We start from the raw sequence: 24,736 nt of genomic DNA on the forward strand, positions 1-24,736 counted from the left end.
TGGGAATGTGGAGATTTATCTGAGACATTGGCTGGACGGGTTGGAGAAATGTGATGAAAGAGGAGCGGACAGACCGGGCCTTCTGGAATTTCCCGTGGAGGGGGTGCAACAGGGGGATTTCCAAACAGAGGACGATCCGGCCGAAGGTTCCGGCACAGCGATCCCACCAGGCCTCCTGGCGGCAGATCGTCCCGGCCGGGGATCCGTCATTTTCCCTGATCCTTCTGCCTCCAAACGTTCTATTCTCATAGCAGTCATCCGCCTCCTGGAAACAAACGGCACCGGTTTCACCTCCGTCCGCGCCCTCACCGCCGGTTTAAACGCCATGGGAATCCCCATATACCGGAAAAAACTGCTGCCCTTTATGGAAATCCTCCAAAAGCTCCGGCTGACAGAGGAGACGGGAAACCATCGCCGCCCCTACCGGATCACCGCCTCTCGTCAGACCCTGGAGCGTATGGAAAAAATGTTCCTTATGGCCGGGCGGCCCGGCGGTATGCCGCAGATGGTCTTTGAGTACATTTTAAAGAAAAACGGCATCGACCCGAAAACCGACCTCTCCATCGACCAGAGCATCAGTTTCGGCCTGACCGCCGCCGCCTTTCCCGGCAGCGGGGCCGACTACACCGTGGAGTTTGAGCCCTTCGCCACCGCCCTGGAGCAGGAAGGCCAGGGCTACGTGGTCGCCTCCCTGGGGGTGGATTCCGGCTACGTGCCCTACACCGCCTACTCCGCCAAAAAAACTTATATGGAGGAGCACCCGGACGTGATCCAGCAGTTTACCAACGCCATCCAGAAGGGCCTGGAGTACGTCAACTCCCACTCCGCCGAGGAAATCGCCGAGACCATCTCCCCCCAGTTCCCGGAGACAGACGTTTCCACTCTGGCCACCATCGTAAACCGCTACAAGGAACAGGACACCTGGAAGGAGGACACCATCTTCACGGAGGAGAGCTTTGACCTCCTTTTAAACATCCTGGAGGAGGCCGGGGAACTGAAGGAGCGGGTTCCCTATGAGGAGCTGGTGACGGTGGAGTTTGCTGAGAAGGCGAAATAAAGTACAGCTCTCTCACTAAAAGAAAGAAAAGCAGGCATGGAACTCTCCTCAAATGTTTCTGCTGCCTGGAGCGGCAAAAACGAATGGATTCCTATGCCTGCTTTTCTCCCTGTAATCCTTCTGAAATACAGAAATCTATAATGTGCAACTTACCGCGCACCTTCGCCAAAGGCTTTCCTACCACCGGAAACACCGTTTCCCATAACGCAAAAAGGACGCAGCCCCCGCCCCACATCCCGCGGCCCCTGCGTCCTCTCTCTTTCTCAACTCTTACTTCGTATAATTATCAAAATACCCCTGAATATAAATAATAGGCGTTCCCTTATCTCCGCTGCCGCTGGTCAGATCCGCCAGGGAGCCGATCAGGTCCGTGAGCCTTCTGGGGGTGGTTCCCTGGGTCACCATGGTGCCCACCAGGCTGGCCGCCTTCTCATCCTTCTCGTGGATGTATTCCTTAATGGCCGCCTGTAGCTCCTCTCCGGACAGGTTGGCAAAATCGTTGTCCGCCAGGTATTTCAGTTTCACCTCGTTGGGCGTTCCCTCCAGGCCCTTGGTGTAGGCCGGGGAAACCACCGGGTCCGCCAGCTCCCAGATCTTTCCCATGGGATCCTTAAAGGCCCCGTCGCCGTAGATCATCACTTCCACGTTCTTTCCCGTTCTCTCCTCCATCATGGCATGGATCTGATCCACCATCTCCTGGCAGTGGATGGGGAACAGCTTTACGGTGTCTTCCGTGGCCTTATTGGAGCCTAAGAGGCCGTAGCGGTCGTTGTAGCCGCTGCCGTCCACACTGGCGGTCATGATGTCGTCCAGGGAGTAGACCTTCTTCGCCCCGTTCGCTAACAGGATCCGCTTGGTGCGCTGTCTGGTATGGATGTCGCAGTTTAACACGCTGTCCGTGTAGGAGAGAATGGCCTTCGGATTGTTGGCAAACACGATCTCCACCTCGGCCCCCGCGTTCTGGATCAGCTCCTTATAATATTCCACGTAGTCCACTCCGGTGAAATAGTGTTTTTTCCAGCCAAACAGCTCCCGGTACTTTTCCTCCGTGAGGACGTCGCTCCAGGGGTTGACATTCTTTTCGTCCAGCAGATCCATGTCGATCAGATGGTTTCCCACCTCGTCGGACGGGTAGCTGAGCATCAGCACGATCTTCCGGCATCCCATGGCAATGCCCTTTAAGCAGATGGCAAAGCGGTTGCGGCTGAGAATGGGGAAAATCACTCCCACCGTGTCATCTCCGAATTTCGCCTTCACATCCTTGGCAATCGCCTCCACGCTGGCATAGTTGCCCTGGGCTCTGGCCACCACAGCCTCCGTCACCGCCAGCACATCCTTATCCCGGATCTCAAAATGCTCAGACTCCGCAGCCGCCAGCACGGAATCCACCACGATCTTCGCCAGATCGTCCCCCTCACGGATGATCGGCGCTCTGACGCCTCTGGAAACGGTCCCAACCATTCTATCCATTGTATCAGTCTCCTTTGTCCTATCCTATATTTTCACAGCTCTCGCTGCCAGCAGCTCCAGTATACTATAAATCCACGGGCCGCACAACCGGATTTATGGCCGGAACATCCCTGAAACCGCCTCGAACCCGTCAGGCTCCGCCAGCCCCTGGCAGAAACATCCAAAACGCCCCCCTCAAGCAGTCCAGGAAACCGGCCCGCTCCACCGCGGCGGCGGTCACCACCGGAAGCTCTCCCAGGACCTGGCCATTTAAGCTGTATCGAAGAATTCCTGCCTTTGCCCCCTGTTCCATCGGCGCCTGCAAGGTTTCCTCCAGAATCAGCTCCCGCTCCACCTGGCTGAAATCCTCCCCGTTCATGCCCAGATAGGAAAATACCCCGGAATACATCAGGGGCACCCGGTCCTCCACGCCATTTACCACCTCCAGCTCCGGCAGGGGAAGTCCCTCCGGATCCTCGTAAAGGCGGCAGTTGGCATAGCCGTAGTTTAACAGGCTCACCGCGTCCGCGAACCGGGCTTTGTAGTCCGGGGCCGCCATGATGGAGGCGATGAGCCGCACCCCGTCCTTTTCCGCCGTGGCGGATAAACAGTATTTGGCGATGGAGGTGGAGCCGGTCTTTAAGCCGGTCACCTGGAAATTGGTGGCCATTTTTAAAAGCTTGTTGGTGTTTGACAGGCCAAATTCCTTCGAGCCCTGCTTGGTGACGTGGGTGATGGTGTCCATCCAGATGGTGGAATAGTCGTGGATCTTCGGGTAGCGGTTTATGAGCTCTCTGGACATGAGGGCAATGTCCCGAGCGGTGGTCACGTGAGCCGGGTCCTCTGTCAGGCCGCAGCAGTCCACAAAATGGGTGCCGGTCATCCCCAGCCCCGCCGCCCGCTCGTTCATCATGCGCACAAACTCCTGCTCACTCCCGGCGATGTACTCCGCCATGGCCACGGAAGCGTCATTTCCAGAGGCGATGACGATACATTTGATCATGGTTTCCACCGTCTGTTTCTCCCCTTCCTCCAAAAAGACCTGGGAGCCTCCCATGGACTTTGCGTAGGCGCTGGTCACCACCTCATCCTCCATGGAAATTTTCCCCGATTCCAGGGCGTCAAAAATGAGGATCAGGGTCATGATCTTCGTAATGCTGGCCGGGCTCCTCTGAGTATCCGCGTCCTTTTCATAAATGACCTGTCCTGTGGACGCCTCCATCAAAACCACGCTGGGGGCGGATACCGCCGGGCCGGCCTCCGCGGCCGCGGCTGCCGCCACAGCCCTCTCTCCCCCGATCTCAAGCTCCGGCCGGGCCGCCGCCGCGGGAAAGGCCGCGGTCAGCGAAAATACCAGTGTCACTGCGATTGCCAGTATCCGTTTCATACTTTCTCCCGTCTGTTTTCTCTATTACAAGTATATCTGCCAACTTCCAAAAAATGTAAGAAAAAAAGTGGCTCTGTTCTGTGACATCTCATTTCATTTATGTTATACTGGTCTCAGGCGCTAAACGCCCTTATTTTTTTATGGAGAGCTTTGTAAAATATGAGTAAAAAAGATTACCGGCTGCGGTCCTGCCGCAGAGCCTTGCGAAAATTTTCGGGATACGGCCCCACTTTAGCCGTAATCTTTCTCACCGCCTTCATCATCGGCGGGAGCATTTATCTGGTCAACGACTTTATAAATTACTACTGCACCCCCGCCGTTTCCGGGACCGCCGGAGCCGGGGAGAATGAACCGTCCGCGGAACATGGCCCGGATGGCCTTCTTCTGGCGGGCGCAGACGGCACAGACGGGGAACACGGCCCAGGCCTGGCAGAGGAAACCGGCGGCGCGGAGGGCAGCGAACGGGAAACCGGCGTCATTTCCCCCTTTGACAATCCTTCCGTCCCCGCCACGGAAAGCCCCCTCACCGGGGCAGACGCCCTGATCTATGAGGCGGACCTTCTGGCCATGGGCTACGACTACGATGGCGCCATCCAGCTGGTCTCCCAGAGCCAGTACGCCTCCGACCCGAAAGCCGCGGAGGCTATCTCCCGCTACGAGGCCGCCAAATCCACCCTGGTGCGGGCCAACCCCTCCGAGGTCACCCATGTGTTCTTCCACACCCTGGTCATGGACACGGACAAGGCTTTTGACGGAGATCCCATGCAGAACGGCTACAACCAGATGATGACCACCCGGGAGGAATTTTTAAAAATCCTCCAGTCCATGTACGAGAGGGACTACGTGCTGGTGCGCATCCACGATGTGGCCCATGAGGTGACGGACGAGAATGGAAATGTGAAATTCGTCCCCGGGGACATTATGCTGCCGGAGGGGAAAAAGCCCTTCGTCATGTCCCAGGACGACGTCTGCTACTATGAATATATGGAAGGGGACGGCTTTGCCAGCCGCCTGGTCATCGGCGAAGACGGAAAACCCACCTGCCAGATGGATTTGGAGGACGGCACCACCGTCACCGGCTCCTTTGACCTGATCCCCCTGCTGGAGGACTTTATCCAGGCCCATCCAGACTTTTCCTACAAGGGCGCCCGGGCCATCATCGCCTTCACCGGCTACAACGGGGTCATGGGCTACCGCACCGACGCCGCCTACGAGGGCGTCAATCCCAATCTGGAGCAGGACAGGGAAACGGTACGCCAGCTGGCCCAGTGCCTGCGGGACAACGGCTGGGAGCTGGCCAGCCACAGCTGGGGCCACCGGGATCTGGGCTCCATCCCCTACGAGGAATTCGTGGCGGACACGGACAAATGGGAGTCCCAGGTGGAAAGCCTCATCGGCCCCACGGACATCATCCTCTATCCCTTCGGCGCGGAAATCGGGGACTGGCACCCCTACACCATGGAGAATGAGCGGTTCGCCTACCTCCACGAAAAGGGATTCCGCTACTTCTGCAACGTGGATTCCAGGCAGTACTGGGTGCAGATCGGCGAAGACCATATGCGCCAAGGACGCAGAAACTTAGACGGCTACCGGATGTATTATGACCTTCCGGAGTCCAACCCCACAAAAACCTATCTGGACGACCTGATGGACGTGGAAAATGTCTTTGACCGGAGACGGCCGGTACCGGTGCCTCCCATGTCCTCCTAGATTCTTCCAGCCTGTCAGACTATGGCTAAGGGCCGGCGAAATCCTCATCGCCGGCCCCTTATATTCAGGCTTTTTTCTATCGTTTTCCCATTCCCACTTTTTGCAGCCGGAGGCGCAGGGATTTCAGTTTCTGTCTCAGCTCCTCGTCCGTCGTCTCCCGCTCCAGATCCAGGAGCACCGTTTTAAGCTCCTCCCGGAAAACGGCCATCCGGCGAAGGCAGTCCCCCTCCTCCTTCCGGTTCATCTCCACCGCCTGGCGGCAGAGTCTTTCCCCTTTGGAGCGGTTTTTTCTCACGCCGGCGCCCTTTATGTACATCCAGGCCAGCCACAGCATTCCCGTGCGGCCGCCGGCCGCCCCGTCTTTTTCGTACCAGGCCGCCGCTGCCTTTTCATCCTTTTCCACCCCGATTCCCAGTCGGAAACAGCGTCCCAGAGCCGCGAAACCGGCTCCTCCCGCTTGACGGTAGAGCGCCAGGGCTTTTTCCAGGTTCCTTCTCACCCCGTCTCCTGTCTCGTAGCGCAGGCCCAGCCGCAGACTGGCCACTCCGTCCTCCTGCTCCGCTCCCGCGCGGTACAGATCCAGGGCTTTTTCCCTGTCCATGTCCGTGCCTTCCCCGGCCTCGTAGAGCTCTCCCAGATACCCGTACACCTGCAAGGTTTCCTCCTCCTCGATCGCCCGGCTGTACCAGCGGACAGCCTCCTCCGGCTGCCGTTTCGTCCCCAGCCCGAACTGATAGGCCCAGGCCAGGTTGGGCATGGCATAGGGGTAGCCCTCCTCCGCTGCCTTTTTATGCCAGAAAAACGCCTTCGTCAGGCTCTCCTTCCCCCCGGTGCCGTTTTCATAAAAAACCGCCAGACGCTCCTGGGCGTAGGGATAGCGCTGCTCTGCCGCCCATTTCATCAGGCGAAACGCCTCCTTGGGATCCGCGTCCCCGCCCTTTCCCGTCTCCAGAAGATCCGCCAGCAGGGCACAGGCCCGGGGGCCGCCATTGTCCGCGGCTCGTTTCAGCCATTTCCTGGCGGCAGCGGGATTGCGGCGGCAGCCGATCCCTTCTGAAAGGCAGAAACCCAGGCTGGTCATCCCGTCTGTCCGGCCTTCTTTGGCCACCTTCCGGTAGCATTCCACCGCCTTTTTCCAATCCTGTTTCACGCTGCGGCCCCGCTCGTAAAACACTCCCATGTTGTGGAGGCCGCTTAAATTTCCGGCCTCCGCCGCCTGTTTGAAACAGGCGAAGGCGCGGTCGTCGTCCTGTTCCACTCCCAGGCCTTTCTCGTAGAGATTTCCCAAGGCGTTCGCCGCCCGCCCGTTTCCCCGCTTGGCCGCCATGCAGAAATAGCGGGCCGCCTGCTCATAATTTCTCTCCAGCCCCCGGCCGCCCCAGCGGTAGAGCAGCCCCAGATTTACCATGGAGGTCTCGTCCCCGCCGTCGGAGGCCAGCGTGTACCATTTCACCGCCTCCGGCAGATCCGCGTCCCTGCCGTAGCCGTGCTCATAGATCATGCCCAGGTAAAACTGGGCGTCCCGGTCTCCCATCTCCCCGGACTTTAAAAACCAGCGGAAGGACTGTTCCATATCCATATCCACGCCCTTCCCATCCCAGTACGCCCGCCCCAGATAATAGCAGCCTGCCGGATCCTCCTGGGCCGCCGCTTTCCGGAACAGCTCCACCGCCCGCTCTGCCGCCTCCCCGTTGGGATCGTCCCGGTAGTAAAAATAACATCCCAGCCTCCACTGCGCCGGAGCGTACCCCATGTCCGCCGCCTTGGTGAGATACTCCAGGGCCTCCTTTCGCACCTTATGGCTGCAGTCGCGGTAGAGGACGGAGTACAGGTTGGTCATTGCCCGGCAGCTCCCGCCTTCCGCCGCCTGACGGTAAAACTTCAGCGCCTGTTCCAGATCCTTTTCCACGCCGATTCCATCCTCATAACAGAACCCCAGATTGCACTGGGCCGACGCGTTGCCCTGGCTGGCAGATTTCTTATACCAGGAAACGGCGGTCTCGTCGTCCTTTTCCACGCCGATCCCATACTCGTAATACCGCCCCAGCTCTCTCTGGGCGTCGGGATGGCACTGCCAGGCAGCCGCCTGCATCAGCCGGAAGGCCTCGTTTCCGTCCTCCTCTACCCCATCCCCTTCCTCGTAGCAGTAGGCCAAGAGGATCTGTGCCCTGGGAAACCCGCATTCCGCCGCGTCGGACAGGTACTCGATCGCCCGGTCAATGTCCCGCGGCACGCCGGTTCCTTCCCGGTAGCAGACGCCCAGATTGCAGATCGCGGGAACGTAGCCCAGCTCCGCCGCCTGTTCATACAGCCAAACCGCCTGTTTCGGATCGGCCTCTGTACCGATGCCCGCCTCCATGCACCAGCCCAGGTTGCAGATCCCCCAGGGATCGCCCTGGGCCGCTGCCCTCCGGTAACAGTACAGGGCCCGCTCCTCGCGGTCTCTGCGGCGCATCCAATAGCCCCCCAGCTCAGACCACTCCGCCCCGGTAAGCTCCTCCTCCCCCGCGGTCCGCAGCTCCTGGCCGCAGTCCGGGCAGCGGGAAAATGCCCCGTCTTTTCCTGTGGCATTTTTTGCCGTACCGCCCCTTTTTCGCGGTTTTTCCAACGGCTGCGTCTGGGCCGCCGCCCCGTCTTCCTCAAGCTCTATTATGGTCCCGCAGAGGGGATTCGTACATTTATATATCATGTTGGACCTCTCTTTCCTGGAGTGTATTATACTCCCTGGAAATTTCTTCTGTCAAATACGGGAATTTTATGCTACACTTTAGCGTAGGAGGAAAGGGCAGTTTGCCCTCCTGATACGGGATCTCCCTGCGTTTTGCCTTCCGCGGGCGGGCCTGCGTGGGAGTTTCCCCTTTTAACCCAGGTATCCTACATTTTGAAAGGGAGTCAGCGTTATGATAAATATATTTGGTTTTAATTTTTACTCAGCGAAGGAACAGAAGGAGCTGGATGACGCCTACGCGGCCCAGATGTTTCCCTACGGGGAACCCCAGCGGGAGGCTGTTTCCCGGATTTTAAAGGAGCTTTGCCCCAAATCGGATCCCAAAACCGTCATGTTTTTCTACCTGGTTCTAAAACAGGCCCTCATGGAGGACCGCAGTCTTACCCTGCCCCAGGTGATGATGCAGGCAAAACTGCGCAGCTTTCCCGCCAAAGTCTCTCCGGAGGCGGGACAGGCTATTTTCCGCCTCTGCCTCGCCGATTTGGACTGCGATGAAAGCCTTTCCTATCCTTCTGTTTCGGAGCTGATGGCTTAATATGGGACTCCGCCGCCGGGAGATGGCGTCCGGCGGCTTTTTTTGCAATCTCTATATTTTCAGAACATATGTTCTATTTTCTATTGACAAATCCTTTCGTTTCCTGTATGATACTGGTAAGAAATGACAGAAAACAGGCAGCACGCGCCGCCCGAAAGCATTGCACACTGCCTGTCCGTCTCTTATTTTCTTATTCCCGGCGGCGTTTCTTTAGAACTGCACCACGTCTTTGATCTCCTGATCCGGCGTCACAGACTCCGCGTACAGCACCGGGCCCTCTCCGCCGTAGTCCTTCCAGTATTCCAGCGCCACCTTGGCCCGCACCTTTACCCACTGGCGGTTTTCCAGCAGCCTGGCCTCTCTGGCCTTGCAGATGAATCCGAGAAAGGCCATATCCGCCTCGCAGCAGGTCATGGCCATGCGGCCCGGCACGAAGTAGTTTTTGGGGAACTCCTGGGATTTCATCACCATGGCGGTGAATTCCACTACCCGGCCCACATACCGCTCCGGCTTATCCATACAGTCGATGTACCAGATTCCGTAATCCTCCGGGGCAATCCGGATCACATCCGCCTTCATATCATAGGGCAGATCCTCCTCCGTGATCTCCGGCTCCACCTCTCCCTCAGAGGTCTCAAACACGATGTCCGCCTGGCGCCCCATAGCCTTTAAGGTGCGGCGGTACACGCCCAGCTGCTCCTCAGTGATCCCGTCGCAACGGTTTACGATCACCAGCTCCGTGTTGCGGAGCATGGCGCCAAACAGCGGTTTCATATTTTTCAGATACAGATCAATGGTGGATCCGTCCACAATGGTGATCTGCTGGTAAATGGTCCAGTCCTCCGGGATTTTCATCTCGTCCTGGTTCCACATCCCGTTCCACTCGATGAGCACCCGCTCCGGATTGTAGAGCAGTTCCAGCTCCGTCAGCCGCTCTGGCGTCATCTGGGACATATCGTCCATATAGACCACCGCCGTCCTGGTGTCCTTCAAAAGCTCCTCATCGTACTCCGTATCTCCTTCCTCGCACACGATGAGCAGGGTTTTCCCCTCCGTCTGGAAGTACTCCTGCCCCATGGTAAAGGTGAGAAACGCGGTCTTTCCCGCTTCCAGAAACCCGTTGATCAGAAATACGGGCATAATATCGTCATCTATCATCGGTCCCATAATTCTTTAACTCCTGCCGAATACGTTCTCTAACTCTGTTTCCTTTAAGTTTGCCCCGATCACGCACACCTTTCCGGTGTAAGTGGGCGCTCCGGTGCGGATCTCATACTCCTCCGGCACCAGATCAAAGTACAGCCACTCTCCGTCCGCGGAGGGCAGCATTCCCTTTGCCCGGAGCACATCGCCGAAGTCCGCGCCGTAAGCCAGCTCGTCCAGGATCGCCTCCAGCTCCTTCCTGTCCATAGCCGGGACATTTTCCATTCCCCAGCTGGAGAATACCTCGTCCGCGTGATGGTGATGATGGTCGTGACCGCAGCCGCAGCTGTCCCCGTGCTCATGGTGGTGGTCGTGGTCATGGCCGTGCTCGTGGTGATCATGGCCGCAGCCGCAGCTCTCCCCATGCTCATGGTGATGATCGTGGTCGTGGTCATGATGGTCATGGCCGTGCTCGCAGCTCTCCCCATGCTCATGGTGATGATCGTGGTCATGGTCATGATGGTCGTGGCCGTGCTCGCAGCTCTCTCCGTGCTCATGGTGGTGCTCATGATCATGGTCATGGTCGTGATGCTCATGGCCACAACCGCAGCTCTCTCCGTGCTCATGGTGGTGATGGCTCTCCTCGAAGGCCTCCAGAGCCTCCTTCATCAGCTCCTCCTCCATGGTATCCGGTTTCTCAATGATCTCTAAAAGCTGGCTGCCGGTGAGCTGGCTGACAGGAGTGGTCACGATGACCGCCTTCGGATTAGCCTCCCGCAGCATCTTTACCGCGGCGTCCACCTTTTTCGCGTCCGCCACATCGGTGCGGCTCAAAATGATGGTTCCCGCATAGGCCACCTGGTTATTGAAAAATTCGCCGAAATTCTTCATGTACATCTTGCACTTGGACGCGTCCACCACGGTGACGGCGCTGTTGAGAGCTACCTCCAGATTCGCGGCCACGTCCCGCACCGCCTTCATCACGTCAGAGAGCTTGCCCACGCCGGAGGGCTCGATGATCACGCGGTCCGGCTGGTACTTGGTGAGCACCTCCTCCAGGGACTTTCCAAAATCGCCTACCAGAGAGCAGCAGATGCACCCGGAGTTCATCTCCCGGATCTCGATGCCGGAATCCTTTAAAAATCCTCCGTCAATGCCGATCTCGCCGAACTCATTCTCAATGAGAACCACCTGCTCTCCGGCGATGGCCTCCTCCAGCAGCTTTTTAATAAATGTGGTCTTTCCGGCCCCAAGAAAGCCGGAAATAATATCAATTTTTGTCACAGCAGTTTCCTCCTTTTCTACAGCCTTTTCAGCAGAATACCTACGTCGTCCTGTCTCCCGACGATGATCAGATGCTCATTGGGCTGAATCCGGTGGGTGGCCGCCGGCATGAGAGCCACCTTCCCATTTTCCTTCATCCCGATGACATTGATGTGATAGCGGTTTCGCATATCCAGCTCGATCAATGTCTTGTTGAGCCACTCATCTAAGGGGAGGATCTCGTAAATCGCGTAGCCGTCTGCCAGCTCAATATAGTCAAACACATGATTGGCGGAAAAACGGACTGCAAGCCGTTCCGCTACATCCCGGTCGGGGTAAATCACCTCATCCGCTCCATTCCTCAGCAGGAACTTCGCGTGAATATCCCTGGTGGCCTTGCTCACCACGTGCCTGGCCCCCATTTCCTTGATCAGGCTGGTGATCTCCAGGCTGCTCTGGAAATTGGTGCCGATACAGACAAAGCACACGTCAAAGTTGGAAATCCCCAGGCTCTTTAACACCTCCTCGTTGGTACAGTCGCCGATCTTGGCACTGACCACGTAGGGAAGCATTCCCTCCAGGTTTTCCTCCTTTACGTCTACTATCATAATCTGATTTCCCCGTTTTGACAAGTTCATGCAAAGATGACGCCCAAACCGTCCCATACCAATGATCAAAATTGATTTCATCTCGTTTTCCTCCTCCTATTCGATTATCCGATGGAAATCCGTCCCACAGGCAGTTTCACCGGCGGAATGCGTTTCTGCTGGGTAAATGCCAGGGCGAAACTCAGGCTGCCGATGCGGCCGCTGTACATAAGCAGAATAATAAGAACCTTTGAAAGGGGCAGCAGCTCCCTGGTGATTCCCGTACTGATTCCTACGGTGCCGATGGCAGAAAATGTCTCAAACAGCACGTCCGACATCACAAACTCCGGCTGAATCCCCATGATCACCAGACTGACTCCCAGGCAGAGCACCAGGTTGGTCATCATGATGGCGCTGGCCTGCTTGATGGTATCATCCTCAATCCGGCGGCCGAACACATTCAGCCCGCTCTCCCGGCGCACATTGGAAAGGACGCACAGCAGAAGCACAATGATCGTGGTGGTCTTAACTCCGCCCGCAGTGGAGCCGGGGCTGCCGCCGATGAACATGAGCAGAATGGTGAGGAACTTGCTGCCGTCTGTCATAGCTGCCACATCCACAGTGTTAAAGCCCGCCGTCCTCGCCGTCACCGACGCGAACAGGGAGGACAAGATACTGCCCTTCACGCTCATTCCTTCCAACACCCCGTCCCTCTCGATCAGGTAGAACAGGAGCGCCCCGCCAAAGATCAGCACCGCCGTGGTCAGCAGCACGATCTTCGTATGCAGCATATATTTCCGGAAGTGTAGACGGTGGCGGCTTAGGTCATCCCAAACGATGAAACCGATGCCGCCGATAACGATGAGGGACATGATCACCAGGTTCACCAGCCAGTCATCATAGTAATTTACAAGAGAACAGTAGGGATCCTGAAATCCCATCAGGTCAAATCCTGCGTTGCAGAACGCGGAAATGGAGTGGAATACGCCGTAATACACTCCCCGCAGCAGTCCGTACTGAGGCACAAACCGCAGCGCCAGCAAAAACGCCCCGGTCCCCTCTAAGAGGAAGGTTCCGATAAAAATTTTCCTGGCAAGCCGGACTACGCCTCCGATCTGCAGCGTGTTCACGCTCTCCTGGAGCAGTCCCCTCTCTCTCAGCCCGATCTTCCGCCTCAGGATAATGGACAGGCCCACACCGATGGTGATAAAGCCCAGGCCTCCGATCTGAATCAGGCAGATAATCACGATCTGGCCAAACAGCGTCCACTGCGTCCAGGTATCCGCCACCACCAGCCCCGTCACGCAGGTGGCACTGGTAGCCGTAAACAGGGCATTTAAGAAACCGATGCTCTGCCCGTCCCGGCTGGCAAAGGGCAGAGTCAAAAGCAGCGCTCCTATGAGGATTACCGCGAAGAATCCATAAGCAATAAATTGGGTCTGGGACAAATGATTCTGCCATGGGGATACAAACAGCCCCTTCTTTTCTCGTCTCCAATGTTTCATATGTTACCTCCCACGCACCGCCTGAATGGCCGTGCAGACCAAAAATGCCGCCAGATTTACCAGAACCACGCTGGCCCCCGCCGGCGTAGATACCCGGTAGGAAATCACCATTCCGGCGCAGAAACAGACCACGGAAATCACTCCCGCCGCTGCCATCACTCCCCGAAAGCTCTTAAACAGCCGCATAGCCGTCAGCGCCGGGAAAATGATCAGGCTGGAAATCAGCATAGCTCCCATCATCCGCATTCCCAGCACAATGGTGACCGCAGTGAGCACCGCGAACAAAATGTGGTACCAGGACACCTTCACTCCCGTGGCGCGGGCAAAATTTTCATCGAAGGTCACCGCAAACACCTTGTGATAAAAGAAAATAAACAAAAACAGCACCACCACTGACAGCACCGCTGCCAAAGCCACGTCTTCCCGGCTCATGGCCAGGATGCTGCCGAACATATAGCTGCTCACATCCGTGGTCATACCGGTAGTCAGAGCTGTCACCGTGATGCCCACCGCCAGGGCGCTGGCGGAAATTACCGCGATGGCCGCGTCGCTTTTGATCTTTCCGTTTTCCGTGATCCGCAAAAGCAAGAACGCGGCTACCACCACCACCGGAATGGACACCTTAAGAGGCGACCAGCCAAAGGCGATGGCGATGGAAAGGGCCCCGAAGGACACGTGGGACAGGCCATCCCCGATCATAGAATACCGTTTCAGCACCAGGCTCACCCCCAGAAGGGCGGCGCACAGAGAAACCAGGATTCCCCCCACCAGGGCCCGCACCAGAAACGGATAGGAAAGCATTTCCCTTATCAGACTCATTCCTCTCCACCTCCTAAAAACTGACGGCCCAGCGGGCTTTTCCGGTATTCCTCCACGCTGCCGTAAAATAAAACCTTCTGTTTTAAATGAAGGATCTTTTTGGCCTGGAGGACCATGTTCTGTATGTCGTGGGATACCATGAGGATCGCCACTCCCTGCTCTCTGTTCAGCCGCCGGACCACCTGGTAAAATTCCTGGGCCGCCGACGGGTCCAGGCCGGTGATCGGCTCATCCAGAATCAGCAGGCGCTCCGTGGCGCACAGCGCTCTGGCGATAAGCACCCGCTGTTTCTGACCGCCGGACAGATCCCGGTAGCATTTCCTGCGCAGGTCACAGATGCCCAGACGCTCCATATTTAACTCCGCCAGCCGTTTCTCCTCCCTGGAGTAAAAAGGCCGGTAGCCCGCCCGGCTTAAGGTGCCGGACAGCACCACCTCCCACACGGTGGCCGGGAAATCCTTCTGCGCCGCCGTCTGCTGGGGCAGATAGCCGATTCCCGTTTTCTTCAAATCCTCCGCCATCCGGATCTCTCCGCTGGTGGGCTTTAAAAGGCCCAGAAGGCCTTTGATGAACGTGCTCTTTCCGGCTCCGTTTTCCCCGACGACGCCGATGTAGTCGCCAGGCAGGATTTCCATGGTCACATCCGTCACCACGTCAAAATTCTCGTACCCAAAGCCGGCCCCTGAGCACTCAATTAATGGCTGTTTCATTCGTCCAGTCCTTTTCTCAGATTCTCAACATTCTGTTCCATAAGCTCCAGATAAGTGATTCCGGAGTCTAACTCCGCCCTGGTCACATTGTGACAGGAGTGGAGGAGCAGCGGTTTTGCCCCCGTCTCCTCCCCGATGATCTCCGCCACCCTGGGGCTGGAAAGCTCCAGGTAGTACACCACCGGAATCCGGAATTCCTCCACCTTATCAATCAGATAGGCGATGGTCTTCGCGCTGGGCTCCGTGTCGGTACTGCACCCGGAAAAGGCCGCCCGGTACTCAAAGCCGTAAGCCTCCGCCAGGTAGCGGAAGGGAAATTTCCCTCCAATGATGATCATATTCCGTTTCTCATCCGCCGCCACCTGCTCAAACTCCCCGTCCAGGGCCTGCAGCTGCTCCAGATAGGCATCGGCGTTTTCCCGGTAAAAGGAAGCCCCCTCCGGGTCCGCCGCCGCCAGGGTTTTCGCGATCTCCTCCACGATCACCATGGCGTTTTTCGGGGAGGTCCAGATGTGCTCATCGTACTCGATGTCCTCCTGATGGCCGTCGTCCCCCAGGGAATCCACGTGGTGGTGATGGTCGTGAGCCGCGTCCTCCATTCCCTCCACATGGACCTCCTCAAAGGTCTGCACGTAGTTCATCATGGTCACGGTTTTAAGCTCCGGAGCCTCCAGAGCGTCCAGCACCTCGTGGAGCCAGTGCTCCATCTCCCCGCCGTTTGCGATCAGCAGGTCTGCCTCCTGAATCAGGCGCATATCCGCCGGCGTCGGCTCAAAGGAATGGCTGTCCATCCCCGCGGGCACTGCCAGCCGCAGATCAATCCGGTCTCCGGCCACCTGGCGGACGAAATCGTAATAGGGGAAAATGGTGGTGACCACCCGCAGGCGGCCGTCCTCCCTCCATCCCTCCGCACCGTTATCACAGCCGGACAGCCACAGGGCCGCAAATAGGGCCAGGGCACAGGCAAACGCCCTGACCGCCGTTTTTCTCTGTATTCTCATTCTCTCTCTCCGAATATGCGTTTCACCTCCAGCGGATGTTCCAGGAGATACTTCGGCCCAAATGCCTCCAGCTCCTCCCGGCCCCGGAATCCCCAGAGCACGCCGGCGGTGTCCACCCCCGCGTTCCTGCCTGTCTGCATATCCGTATTCGTATCTCCGAAGTACAGGCAGTCAGAAAGCGGGACATTCAGCTCCTCAGCCAGCACGAAAACGCCTCTCGGATCCGGTTTCTTCGGCACGCCCTCCCGCTCTCCGGCGATGGCGTCAAAATAGCCTTTCCCAAAAATGGTCTCGATGTTTTCCACCGTCCTGGCATGGGGCTTATTGGAAAGGACAGCCAGCTTTACGCCCCTGCTCTTTAAAAACTCTGTCATTTCCAGAATGCCGGGATAGGGTTTCACCTCATACAGGCAGTGTTTCGCGAATTCTTCCATATAAATAGGCAGGGATTCCTCATAACGGGTCAGCTCCGGATCCCCGGCGTATTTTAGGCAGCGCTCCATCTGGGTCCGGTAGCCGTCGCCCACAAAATGTTTCAGATGCTCCTCGTCCACCGTGCCCAGCCCCAGGCGCTTTAACACCAGATTGGTGGTGTAGGCCAGAGCGTGGATGGTGTCCAAAAGAGTCCCATCCAGATCAAACATACAGCAGCGATACATATTTTTCCCTTCCTTCCGTTTTTCGGTCCTGTTTTCCGCCGGTTTCCCTCAGGCAAACAGGCTCTCCGCGTATTTCACCGATGCCATGCCGTCCCGACAGTAGCAGTCGGCTCCGATGGTCTTTGCGTAATCCTCCGTGAGCACCGCGCCTCCCACCATCACCTTCGCCCAGGGCGCCTTTTCCCGCAGCTGGCGGATAGTCTCCTCCATGCTGGGAACGGTGGTGGTCATCAGAGCGCTTAAGCCCACCAGGCGGATGTTTTCCCGGACCGCAGTCTCCACCACCGTCTCCGGGGGCACATCCTTTCCCAGGTCGATCACGTCGTAGCTGTAATTTTCCAGGAGGACCTTCACAATGTTCTTTCCGATGTCGTGGATGTCTCCCTTCACCGTGGCCAGAATGATCCGGCCTTTCTTCTCCTGGGTCTCCCCGCAGGAGAGCATTTTATCCTTTATCAGCTCAAAGGCAGCCTTGGCCGCCTCGGCGCACATGAGAAGCTGGGGCAGATACAGGGTGCCGGCCTCAAACCGCACGCCCGCCCGGTCCAGGGCCGGGATCATCTCCTCCTGGATGATGTCTAAGGGATCCTTCGTCTCCAAAAGTACGCGAACCGCCTGGACCGCCTGCTCCCGCATTCCCTTTTCCACGCATTCGCCTAAGGTTTTGGCAGGAACCGTGCTCACCGCCGATCCGGCCATCCCGCCGGTCTGGCCCCCGGCTGCCGTTCCCGGACCGCTTCCAGGCCGTCCCGCCGGACTTCCGCCCACCGGCGTTCCGCCAGACACCGTCCCGCCGTTTCCAGCTCCGTTTCCGGCGGCCGCGGCGGCCATCGCCCCGTACCGCTCAATATAGTCCCCGCACTGGCCGTCCAGCCCCGCAAGGGCCCGGTATCCGTAGTAGGCGTTCATCATGCCCTCCGCGTTGGGATTGATGATGGCGGCGGACAGGCCGCTCTGGAGCGCCATGGCAAAAAACACGGAATTGATGATCCCTCTCTGAGGCAGGCCGAAGGAGATATTGGAAACTCCAAGGGTGGTTCTGCCGCCAAATTCGTCCCGGATCCGCCGCAGCGTCTCCAGGGTGGTCACCGCTCCCTGACTGTCAGAGCTCACCGTCAGGCAGAGGGCGTCAATGAGAATGTCCTTTTTCTCAATGCCGTAGGAGGCCGCTGTGCGGTAGATCTTCTCCGCCACCGCCAGCCTTCCCTCCGCCGTCTCCGGGATCCCCCCTTCGTCCAGGGCCAGGGCCACCACCACGCCCCCGTACTTTTTCACCAGGGGGAATACGGCCTCCATGGACTCCGCCTTGCCGTTTACGGAGTTGATCAGGGGTTTTCCGTTGTAGATCCTCATGGCCCGTTCCATGGCCTTTAAATCGGAGGTGTCGATCTGCAGCGGCAGGTCCAGCACCGCCTGCAGCTCTTTGACCGCCTGCTCCATGACCTGGGCCTCGTCGATTCCCGGCAGTCCCACGTTTACGTCCAGCACGTGGACGCCCTTTTCCTGCTGGGAAACGCCTTCCTCCAGAATATAGCCTATATTTCCGTCCCGGAGCGCCTGTTTCATCTTCGGCTTTCCCGTGGGATTGATTCTCTCTCCCACCAGGACCGGGGCGTCTCCGATCTCCACGGCGTGGGACCAGGAGGAAATCAGAGTTTTTTTCTTCTTTTCTATGGGCAGCGGTTTCAGGCCGGCGCACCGGGCCACCGTTTTCCGGATGTGTTCCGGCGTAGTGCCGCAGCAGCCGCCCATCATCCACACTCCCATGCGGGCCATTTCTTCCATTTCTTTGGAAAACGCGTCCGCGTCGATGTCGTAAACCGTGCGGCCGTTTTCACTTCTGGGCAGCCCCGCGTTTGGATTTACGATCACGGGAATGGACGCCTCCGCCAGAATGGTGCGGACGATCTCCTTCATCTGCACCGGCCCTAAGCCGCAGTTGATTCCCAGGGCGTCTACTCCCAGGCCCTCCAGGAGGGCCACTGCCGACTGGGCGTTTCCTCCGGTGAGCAGCTTTCCCTTCTCGTCGAAGGTCATGGTGGCGAATACCGGCAGGCTTGTGTGCTCCTTCGCTCCCAGAACCGCCGCCTTCATCTCGTAGCCGTCGCTCATGGTCTCAATCAGAACGCAGTCCGCTCCCGCCTGCTCTCCTGCCTCGGCCACTTCCCCGAAGATGGAGCAGGCCTCCTCAAAATCCAAATCTCCCAGGGGTTTTAGCAGCTTTCCCGTCGGCCCCATATCCAGGCACACGATTCCCCGCCGTCCCGTGGTTTTCGCCGCCTCCTCCACTGCCCGGCGGGCATTTTTCACAGCGGCCTCCACCACAGCCTTCACGCTGTACGTCTCTTTTCCGTCGTATTTCAGGCGGTTGGCGCCGAAGGTGTTGGTGAGAATGATGTCGCTTCCCGCCTCCAGATAGTCCCTGTGCAGCTCCGTCACGATCTCCGGTCGGAGAAGGTTCCAGGTCTCCGGCAGCTCTCCCGGCTTTAAGCCCTTTTCCTGGAGCAGGCTGCCGGTGCCGCCGTCAAAAAATATAATCCGTTTTCCTAATGTTTCCCGTATTCCCATGCTAATTTCTCCGATATTCACAGTCTGTCTTGTCACACGCCTCGCAGCCGGCCGTCACGCAGTTTCCCGGCAGGGGGCTGATGCCGATCACCGCCGTCACCGATTTGGACGGCATCATAATCAGGCTGTCCGTCAGGGTCAGCCCGATCCGTTTCGCCGTCTCCAAACCGCCGGTCAATGCCTTCTGGCATTCCAGGGGAAAATCCCCGTACCCGGGGCTGAACCTGGGACGAAGGTAGAGTCCCTGTTTCCTGTAGCTTTCCTTCCACTCCCGGTTCAGGCAGTCGCAGTATTCCTCGATCATGGCTGCCGCCATGGCCTGGAGCGTCACCGCCCGGCTGATGCGAAACCGCTCATACCGCTGGATCAGCTGATCCGCGCCGATTCCCACCGTGGCGGCAAACACCAGAAGCCGGTCACAGCCCTTTAAATTCCGGGCCAGATTCCGGCTTTCAGTGGTAAACAGCTCCGTGCTCACCGTCGCCTCCCCGGAGAGGGTGAGGGGGACCTCCCGTTTCATATGGCGCAGGGTAACCACCCGGGACAGCTCCTCCATGCACTCCCCCAGGAGCGCCCTCACCTGGCTGTCCGGCTGTTCCCTCTTATATCCCAAATACCGCAGGGTCTCCTGCAGAATGCGTTTTTCATCCATGCTCCGCGCCTCCCGGCCCGCCGTTTCCTATTTGATAATGTCTGACAGATTCTCCCGGATCCTGGCCGCCACCTCCGGCTTGTTCATAGAGTAGACGTGGATGGCATCCACCCCGTTGGCGATCAGGTCGATGATCTGCTCTGTGGCGTAGGCGATGCCCGCCTGTTTCATAGCCGCCGGATCGTCTCCAAACCGGTCCAGAAGGGCTTTAAACCGCGCCGGTAGCTCCGTCCCTGACATCTGGCAGATCCGCTTAATCTGGCTCTTATTGGTCACCGGCATGATTCCCGCCGCCACCGGAACAGAGATTCCCTGCTCCCGGATGCGGTACAGGAAATTATATAAAATATTGTTGTCAAAAAACATCTGGGTAGTCACAAAATCGCAGCCGGCCTCCACCTTTTCCTTCAGATGGCGGATGTCATCCGTCTTCCGGTCCGACTCCACATGACCTTCCGGATAGCAGGCCGCCCCGATGCAGAAATCCCCGAACTCCCGGATCTCCCGGATCAGCTCCGAGGCATAGCGGTAATCCTCCGCCACCCGGCCGTCCGCCGGAATGTCTCCCCGCAGGGCCAAGACATTCTCAATTCCTCTGGCCTTCAGCTCTCCAAGGACCTGATGCACCTTCTCCCTGGTGGAGGAAACGCAGGTGAGATGGGCCAGGGCCGTCACTCCCCCCTGCTCTTTGAGGGCGGACGCGATGTCCACCGTATACTGGCTGGTGCCGCCTCCCGCCCCGTATGTAACGCTCATAAACGCCGGTTTCAGCCTGGCGATCTCCAGGGCCGCCGCCTTCACCGACTCGTAGTTCTCCGCTGTTTTAGGAGGGAACACCTCAAAGGAAATAGTCGGCCTTCCCTGCCCTAAAATGTCTCTGATCTTCATAATTCTGTCTCTCTTTCGTCAGTCTCGCTTTATACGCATTCGCCATGTTACAGTATTCTATCACATTTTTTCCAAGTGTGCCATGATTCGTTTAGCCTTAACAAATTTTTATCGCTTTTACCCTGAGGCGGGACACCACGCGGCAATTTCTTGTGAATTGTGAAGGCGGCCGCTTGTACTTTTTCCCGATTTTGTGCTATACTTACGCCGGCAAAACCATAAAAAACGCAAAAGGGAGAATCAAGTTTATGAAACACAGTCTCAAATATACCTTCATGCTGGCCCTCACCGCCTTCATCTGGGGCGGGGCCTTCGTCGCCCAGAGTGTGGGAAACGATGTGCTGGGCCCGTTTACCTTTAACTCCGTCCGCAGTCTCATCGGCGGCGCGGTGCTGCTGCCGGCGATCCCCCTTCTTGGGCGGCTGAACTCTGGAAATGAAACGGAGACACCGGAAACCGGAGCCTCCTCCTCCCGCAGCCTCTGGCTGGGAGGCATCTGCTGCGGGCTGCTCCTTGGCCTCGCCTCCTCGTTCCAGCAGCTCGGCCTTCTCTACGCCTCCGTGGGAAAAGCTGGTTTTATCACTGCCATGTACATCGTGATCGTCCCCCTTCTGGGACTTTTCGTCCGCAAAAGCCCCGGCCTTCGGGTGTGGGCGGCGGTGGCCATCGCCGTAGGCGGCCTATATCTCCTCTGCTGGAACGGCGGCGAGGCCCTGGGAGCCGGTGACGGGCTGCTGCTCGTGTGCAGCCTGCTGTTCAGCCTCCACATCCTGGTGATCGACCACTTTTCCCCTCTGGTGGACGGGGTTAAGCTTTCCTGCATCCAGTTTTTCACCGCCGGCATCGTGTGCGCCGTCCCGGCCCTGCTCTTTGAGTCTCCCACCTTGTCTGCCGTGTTAAACGGTTGGGCGCCGATCCTCTACGCCGGCGTGCTGAGCTGCGGCGTGGCCTACACCCTTCAGGTCGTAGCCCAGCGCCATGTGGATCCCACCATCGCCAGCCTGGTCTTAAGCCTGGAGAGCGTGTTCAGCGTCCTGGCCGGCTGGGTGATCCTCCAGCAGTCCCTAATCCCCAGGGAGCTGACCGGCTGCGGCCTGATGTTTGCCGCCATCATCCTGGCCCAGCTGCCGTCCAAGGCACCGGCGGGCAAGCCGAAAGCGGCATAGCGCCGTACAGACGGCGAACGGCAGAACAGCAGAACGGCACGCCAGTCTCTCCCGCCGCCCCCGGGAATTTCTCCCACACATTTCCTTCCGGCATACCTGTGCTGGAGGGAAATGCGCGGCTGAACCGGCAGTCCTCCGCCTCTGCGCGGAGTTCACATCCCGCCGAAGGCTCTTTTGCCATAGGAAACGCTTTTTCCTATGGCGCAAAAAGGCAGCGGAGCACCCCGGCCATTTCCGCCGAAGTCGCTCCGCTGCTTTTTCTTTCTTCCCCGTCAGCTCCAGCTCAGAAACCCTTTTCCGATGATCTCACTGGAATTGGTGATCTGGATAAACGCGCTGGGTTCAATTCTCTTAATGTAGTTTCTCAGTTTCACCGCCTGAGCCGATTTCATGGTGGTCATCACCACCTTCTTCTCCTGGTGGGTAAACGCGCCCTGGGCCTCGTAAACCGTAGCGCTGCGGTTCAAATCATTGATAATGAAGTCGCAGATCTCGTCCGCGTTGTCACAGACAATGGTAAAGCATTTGCAGCGGTTCATGTTCTCGATCACCTGGTCGATCATCAGGGATTTGGCCAGCAGTCCCAGGCTGGAAAACAGGCCTGTGGACGGCCCAAACACAAAGAAGGACATCACCACCGCCGCCATATCCACCACCAGCAGCATGGTGCCGATGTGCAGGCTGGTGTGCTTTTTAAAGATCATGGCGATAATGTCCGTCCCGCCGCTGGAGGCCCCGATGTTAAACAGCACCGCCGATCCCATGGCCGGCAGGAAGATGGCAAACACCAGCTCCAAAAGGGGCTCCGTCGTCAGCGGCCCGGAAATGGGGAACAGCCGTTCCATCACCTCCAACCCGGCGCTCATCAGCAACGTAGCATAAACCGTCTTAAAACCGAATCCCGTTCCCAAAAACAGGAATCCCAGCACCAAAAGTCCAATGTTCACAATGTTGGTAAACTGGGTCGCGGACCAGTGCGTCATGGCGCTCACCACCGACGCGAAACCGGTGACGCCACCAAAGGAAAAATTGTTGGGGAACTTAAAAAAATAGATACCCACCACCATCATCAAAATGCTGGCGGTAATGATGCCGTACTCCTTCGCCGTCCTCTGCCAGTCCACCACAGCTATCTGATTTTTCATAATCCTACTTCCTCTTTTTTATATGTAATTTTTACCACCCACCACTATACCGTTACCGCCCAACAAATTCAATCACAATTATCACTGGTCTCGCCACAATCATTTAGCTGTACTTCCCGTTCCAGGGAACTCACACCGTTTCCCATCACGCAAAAAGGAGATCCCTTCCAGGATCTCCCTACCGCGCGGAAACCGGCCGCCTTCGCTTTCCGCGTCCATATTCCGCTATTATATATCATTTCTATTATGATATGCTATTGATAAATCTCAAAAATGCAATCCGTCCTTCTTCCGTGCACTTGTAAACGCCAGCGTCCTCCAGCACTTTCTCAAACACCAGCCCCACTTCATGCTTTAATATATCAGAAACATTATCTTTTGTGATGGAATCATACTTCTTTGTGAATTCATCCACCCAGTCAGCGTGTTTCCCCAGCAGCTCGTTTCCGCGGATCTCCGTTCCGTTCACGATGGCATCGCCCAGCAGGTTCAGCTCCTCCTTCAGCCTGGACGGCAGCACCGCCAGTCCCATCACCTCGATCAGGCCGATATTCTCCTTTTTGATGTGATGGAGCTCCTGATGGGGATGGTATACACCCAGAGGGAACTCCTCTGTGGTGATGTTGTTGCGCAGCACCAGATCCAGCTCGTACATATCGCCGTTCTTTCTGGCGATAGGGGTGATGGTGTTGTGGGGCTCTCCGTCCGTCTCCGCGAAGATAAACGCCTCCTCGTCCGTATAGCCTCTCCACGCCGCCAGAATCTTGTCCGCCAGCTCAATAAGCGGCTCCGTCTCCCTGCAGCGGGTACGGATCACCGACATGGGCCATTTCACGATCCCTGCCTCCACCTGCGGAAAGCCGGAAAACTCCACCTTGCGCTCCATGGGCGCCTTCGCCATGGCAAAGGTATAGTGCCCGCCCTGGAAATGATCGTGGGTGAGAATGGAACCGCCTACGATGGGAAGATCAGCGTTGGAACCCAGGAAATAGTGGGGGAACTGTTTGACAAAGTCGAACAGCTTGACAAACGTCGCCCGCTCAATCTTCATGGGTACGTGGCTGCCGTTAAACACAATGCAGTGCTCATTGTAGTACACGTAGGGGGAATACTGGAATCCCCACTGGTTCCCGCCTACGGTGACGGGGATGATGCGGTGGTTATTTCTGGCCGGATGGTTCGCCCGGCCCGCGTAGCCCTCATTCTCCATGCAAAGGAGGCACTTGGGGTAGCCGCTCTGTTTCATCAGCTTGGCCGCCGCGATGGCCTTCGGATCCTTCTCCGGTTTCGACAGGTTCACCGTGATGTCCAGCTCGCCGTACTCGGTCTGCGTGGTCCACTTCATATCCCGCTTGATGCGGTAGCGGCGGATATAGTCAGAATCCTGGCTCAGCTTGTAGTAGTAGTCCGTAGCCGCCTCCGGAGATTCCTCTCTGTAAAGTTTCCAGAACCGGCCGGCCACCTCGCTGGGGCGGGGCATCAGGCAGTTCATCAGCCTGGTGTCAAAAAGATCCCGGAACACCACGCTGTCCTCCTTTAAAACTCCTGTCTCATGGGCGTAGTCCAAAAGCTCCTTTAAAATCTCCTCCAGGCAGATGCCGCCGGACAGCTCTCCCGGCTCCTCATACTCGTCCATTCCCATCACTTCCAGGATCTGGTTCCTGGCGTAAACCGCGTCCCGTTCTCCAATCAGCCCTGTGTCCAGGCCATACTGCACCAGTTTCTTAATCGCTTCACAAACCATACGATACCTCCTGCTCCCCC

Annotated in this window: 19 protein-coding genes and 1 pseudogene; 4 read left to right on the top strand and 16 right to left on the bottom strand. The window is 57.6% G+C overall.

Translation table 11 applies throughout. The features are described 5' to 3' along the window. Window positions 1-481: 481 nt before the first annotated feature. Window positions 482-1,057 (top strand): annotated as a pseudogene (locus B5E84_RS21365) (ABC transporter substrate-binding protein); the annotation flags it as partial. A gap of 270 nt (window positions 1,058-1,327) precedes the next feature. On the opposite strand, the gene B5E84_RS01755 reads toward B5E84_RS21365, so the two are convergent. Together B5E84_RS01755 and B5E84_RS01760 are read right to left on the bottom strand one after the other, a co-directional pair. Beyond that, window positions 1,328-2,527 (bottom strand): coenzyme F420-0:L-glutamate ligase, encoded by a 1,200-nt coding sequence (locus B5E84_RS01755; RefSeq protein WP_087218329.1) that lies wholly within the window; start codon window positions 2,525-2,527, stop codon window positions 1,328-1,330. A gap of 130 nt (window positions 2,528-2,657) precedes the next feature. Beyond that, window positions 2,658-3,893 carry a D-alanyl-D-alanine carboxypeptidase family protein gene (locus B5E84_RS01760; RefSeq protein WP_087218332.1) on the bottom strand — a complete coding sequence of 412 codons (1,236 nt, stop codon included), beginning with the start codon at window positions 3,891-3,893 and terminating at the stop codon, window positions 2,658-2,660. 159 nt (window positions 3,894-4,052) lie between these two features. Here B5E84_RS01760 and B5E84_RS01765 point away from each other — a divergent pair, with 159 nt between their 5' ends. Next, window positions 4,053-5,603 carry a polysaccharide deacetylase family protein gene (locus B5E84_RS01765; protein WP_087218335.1) on the top strand — a complete coding sequence of 517 codons (1,551 nt, stop codon included), beginning with the start codon at window positions 4,053-4,055 and terminating at the stop codon, window positions 5,601-5,603. Between the two features lie 76 nt (window positions 5,604-5,679). Here the strand turns inward: B5E84_RS01765 and B5E84_RS01770 are convergent, their stop codons facing one another. Further along, window positions 5,680-8,292: a tetratricopeptide repeat protein gene (locus tag B5E84_RS01770; protein WP_087218338.1), complete on the bottom strand. Its 2,613-nt coding sequence runs from the start codon at window positions 8,290-8,292 to the stop codon at window positions 5,680-5,682. A gap of 211 nt (window positions 8,293-8,503) precedes the next feature. Between B5E84_RS01770 and B5E84_RS01775 the strand changes: the two genes are divergently transcribed. Further along, complete coding sequence (locus tag B5E84_RS01775; protein WP_087218341.1) at window positions 8,504-8,866, top strand: hypothetical protein; 363 nt, start codon at window positions 8,504-8,506, stop codon at window positions 8,864-8,866. A gap of 210 nt (window positions 8,867-9,076) precedes the next feature. Here B5E84_RS01775 and B5E84_RS01780 read toward each other — a convergent pair whose 3' ends face one another. The 11 genes from B5E84_RS01780 to metF are packed head-to-tail and all read right to left on the bottom strand — an operon-like array spanning window position 9,077 to window position 20,661. Beyond that, on the bottom strand, window positions 9,077-10,033 hold the full coding sequence (locus B5E84_RS01780; RefSeq protein WP_087218344.1) for a TIGR03943 family putative permease subunit: 957 nt from the start codon (window positions 10,031-10,033) through the stop codon (window positions 9,077-9,079). Between the two features lie 6 nt (window positions 10,034-10,039). Next, complete coding sequence (locus B5E84_RS01785; RefSeq protein ID WP_087218347.1) at window positions 10,040-11,293, bottom strand: CobW family GTP-binding protein; 1,254 nt, start codon at window positions 11,291-11,293, stop codon at window positions 10,040-10,042. 17 nt (window positions 11,294-11,310) lie between these two features. Beyond that, complete coding sequence (locus B5E84_RS01790; protein ID WP_087218350.1) at window positions 11,311-11,961, bottom strand: potassium channel family protein; 651 nt, start codon at window positions 11,959-11,961, stop codon at window positions 11,311-11,313. A gap of 23 nt (window positions 11,962-11,984) precedes the next feature. Then, entirely contained in the window at window positions 11,985-13,364 is a 1,380-nt protein-coding gene (locus B5E84_RS01795; protein ID WP_087218353.1) for a TrkH family potassium uptake protein, read from the bottom strand. A gap of 3 nt (window positions 13,365-13,367) precedes the next feature. Continuing rightward, on the bottom strand, window positions 13,368-14,183 hold the full coding sequence (locus B5E84_RS01800; RefSeq protein WP_087218356.1) for a metal ABC transporter permease: 816 nt from the start codon (window positions 14,181-14,183) through the stop codon (window positions 13,368-13,370). Next, entirely contained in the window at window positions 14,180-14,893 is a 714-nt protein-coding gene (locus tag B5E84_RS01805; RefSeq protein WP_087218359.1) for a metal ABC transporter ATP-binding protein, read from the bottom strand. Before B5E84_RS01805 ends, B5E84_RS01800 begins: the two co-directional genes overlap by 4 nt. Next, window positions 14,890-15,894, bottom strand: a complete 1,005-nt coding sequence (locus B5E84_RS01810; RefSeq protein ID WP_087218362.1) for a metal ABC transporter substrate-binding protein — start codon at window positions 15,892-15,894, stop codon at window positions 14,890-14,892. Before B5E84_RS01810 ends, B5E84_RS01805 begins: the two co-directional genes overlap by 4 nt. Then, complete coding sequence (locus B5E84_RS01815) at window positions 15,891-16,553, bottom strand: HAD family hydrolase (RefSeq protein WP_087218366.1); 663 nt, start codon at window positions 16,551-16,553, stop codon at window positions 15,891-15,893. The genes B5E84_RS01810 and B5E84_RS01815 overlap by 4 nt, the downstream gene beginning before the upstream one ends. 48 nt (window positions 16,554-16,601) lie before the next feature. Further along, entirely contained in the window at window positions 16,602-19,121 is a 2,520-nt protein-coding gene (locus B5E84_RS01820; RefSeq protein ID WP_087218369.1) for a homocysteine S-methyltransferase family protein, read from the bottom strand. Window position 19,122: 1 nt separating this feature from the next. Further along, window positions 19,123-19,773, bottom strand: a complete 651-nt coding sequence (locus B5E84_RS01825) for a vitamin B12 dependent-methionine synthase activation domain-containing protein (protein ID WP_087218372.1) — start codon at window positions 19,771-19,773, stop codon at window positions 19,123-19,125. Between the two features lie 27 nt (window positions 19,774-19,800). Continuing rightward, entirely contained in the window at window positions 19,801-20,661 is an 861-nt protein-coding gene (gene metF, locus B5E84_RS01830) for a methylenetetrahydrofolate reductase [NAD(P)H] (protein ID WP_087218374.1), read from the bottom strand. 248 nt (window positions 20,662-20,909) lie between these two features. Here metF and B5E84_RS01835 point away from each other — a divergent pair, with 248 nt between their 5' ends. Next, window positions 20,910-21,827 carry a DMT family transporter gene (locus B5E84_RS01835; protein ID WP_087218714.1) on the top strand — a complete coding sequence of 306 codons (918 nt, stop codon included), beginning with the start codon at window positions 20,910-20,912 and terminating at the stop codon, window positions 21,825-21,827. Window positions 21,828-22,099: 272 nt separating this feature from the next. Here the strand turns inward: B5E84_RS01835 and B5E84_RS01840 are convergent, their stop codons facing one another. Both B5E84_RS01840 and galT read right to left on the bottom strand, forming a co-directional pair. After that, window positions 22,100-22,972, bottom strand: coding sequence for a YitT family protein (locus B5E84_RS01840; RefSeq protein WP_087218377.1), 873 nt, complete (start codon window positions 22,970-22,972; stop codon window positions 22,100-22,102). Window positions 22,973-23,216: 244 nt separating this feature from the next. After that, window positions 23,217-24,716: a UDP-glucose--hexose-1-phosphate uridylyltransferase gene (gene galT, locus B5E84_RS01845; RefSeq protein ID WP_087218380.1), complete on the bottom strand. Its 1,500-nt coding sequence runs from the start codon at window positions 24,714-24,716 to the stop codon at window positions 23,217-23,219. Window positions 24,717-24,736: the final 20 nt, after the last annotated feature.

This window comes from Lachnoclostridium sp. An14 (genome assembly GCF_002160755.1).
Lineage (GTDB): Bacteria > Bacillota > Clostridia > Lachnospirales > Lachnospiraceae > Lachnoclostridium_A.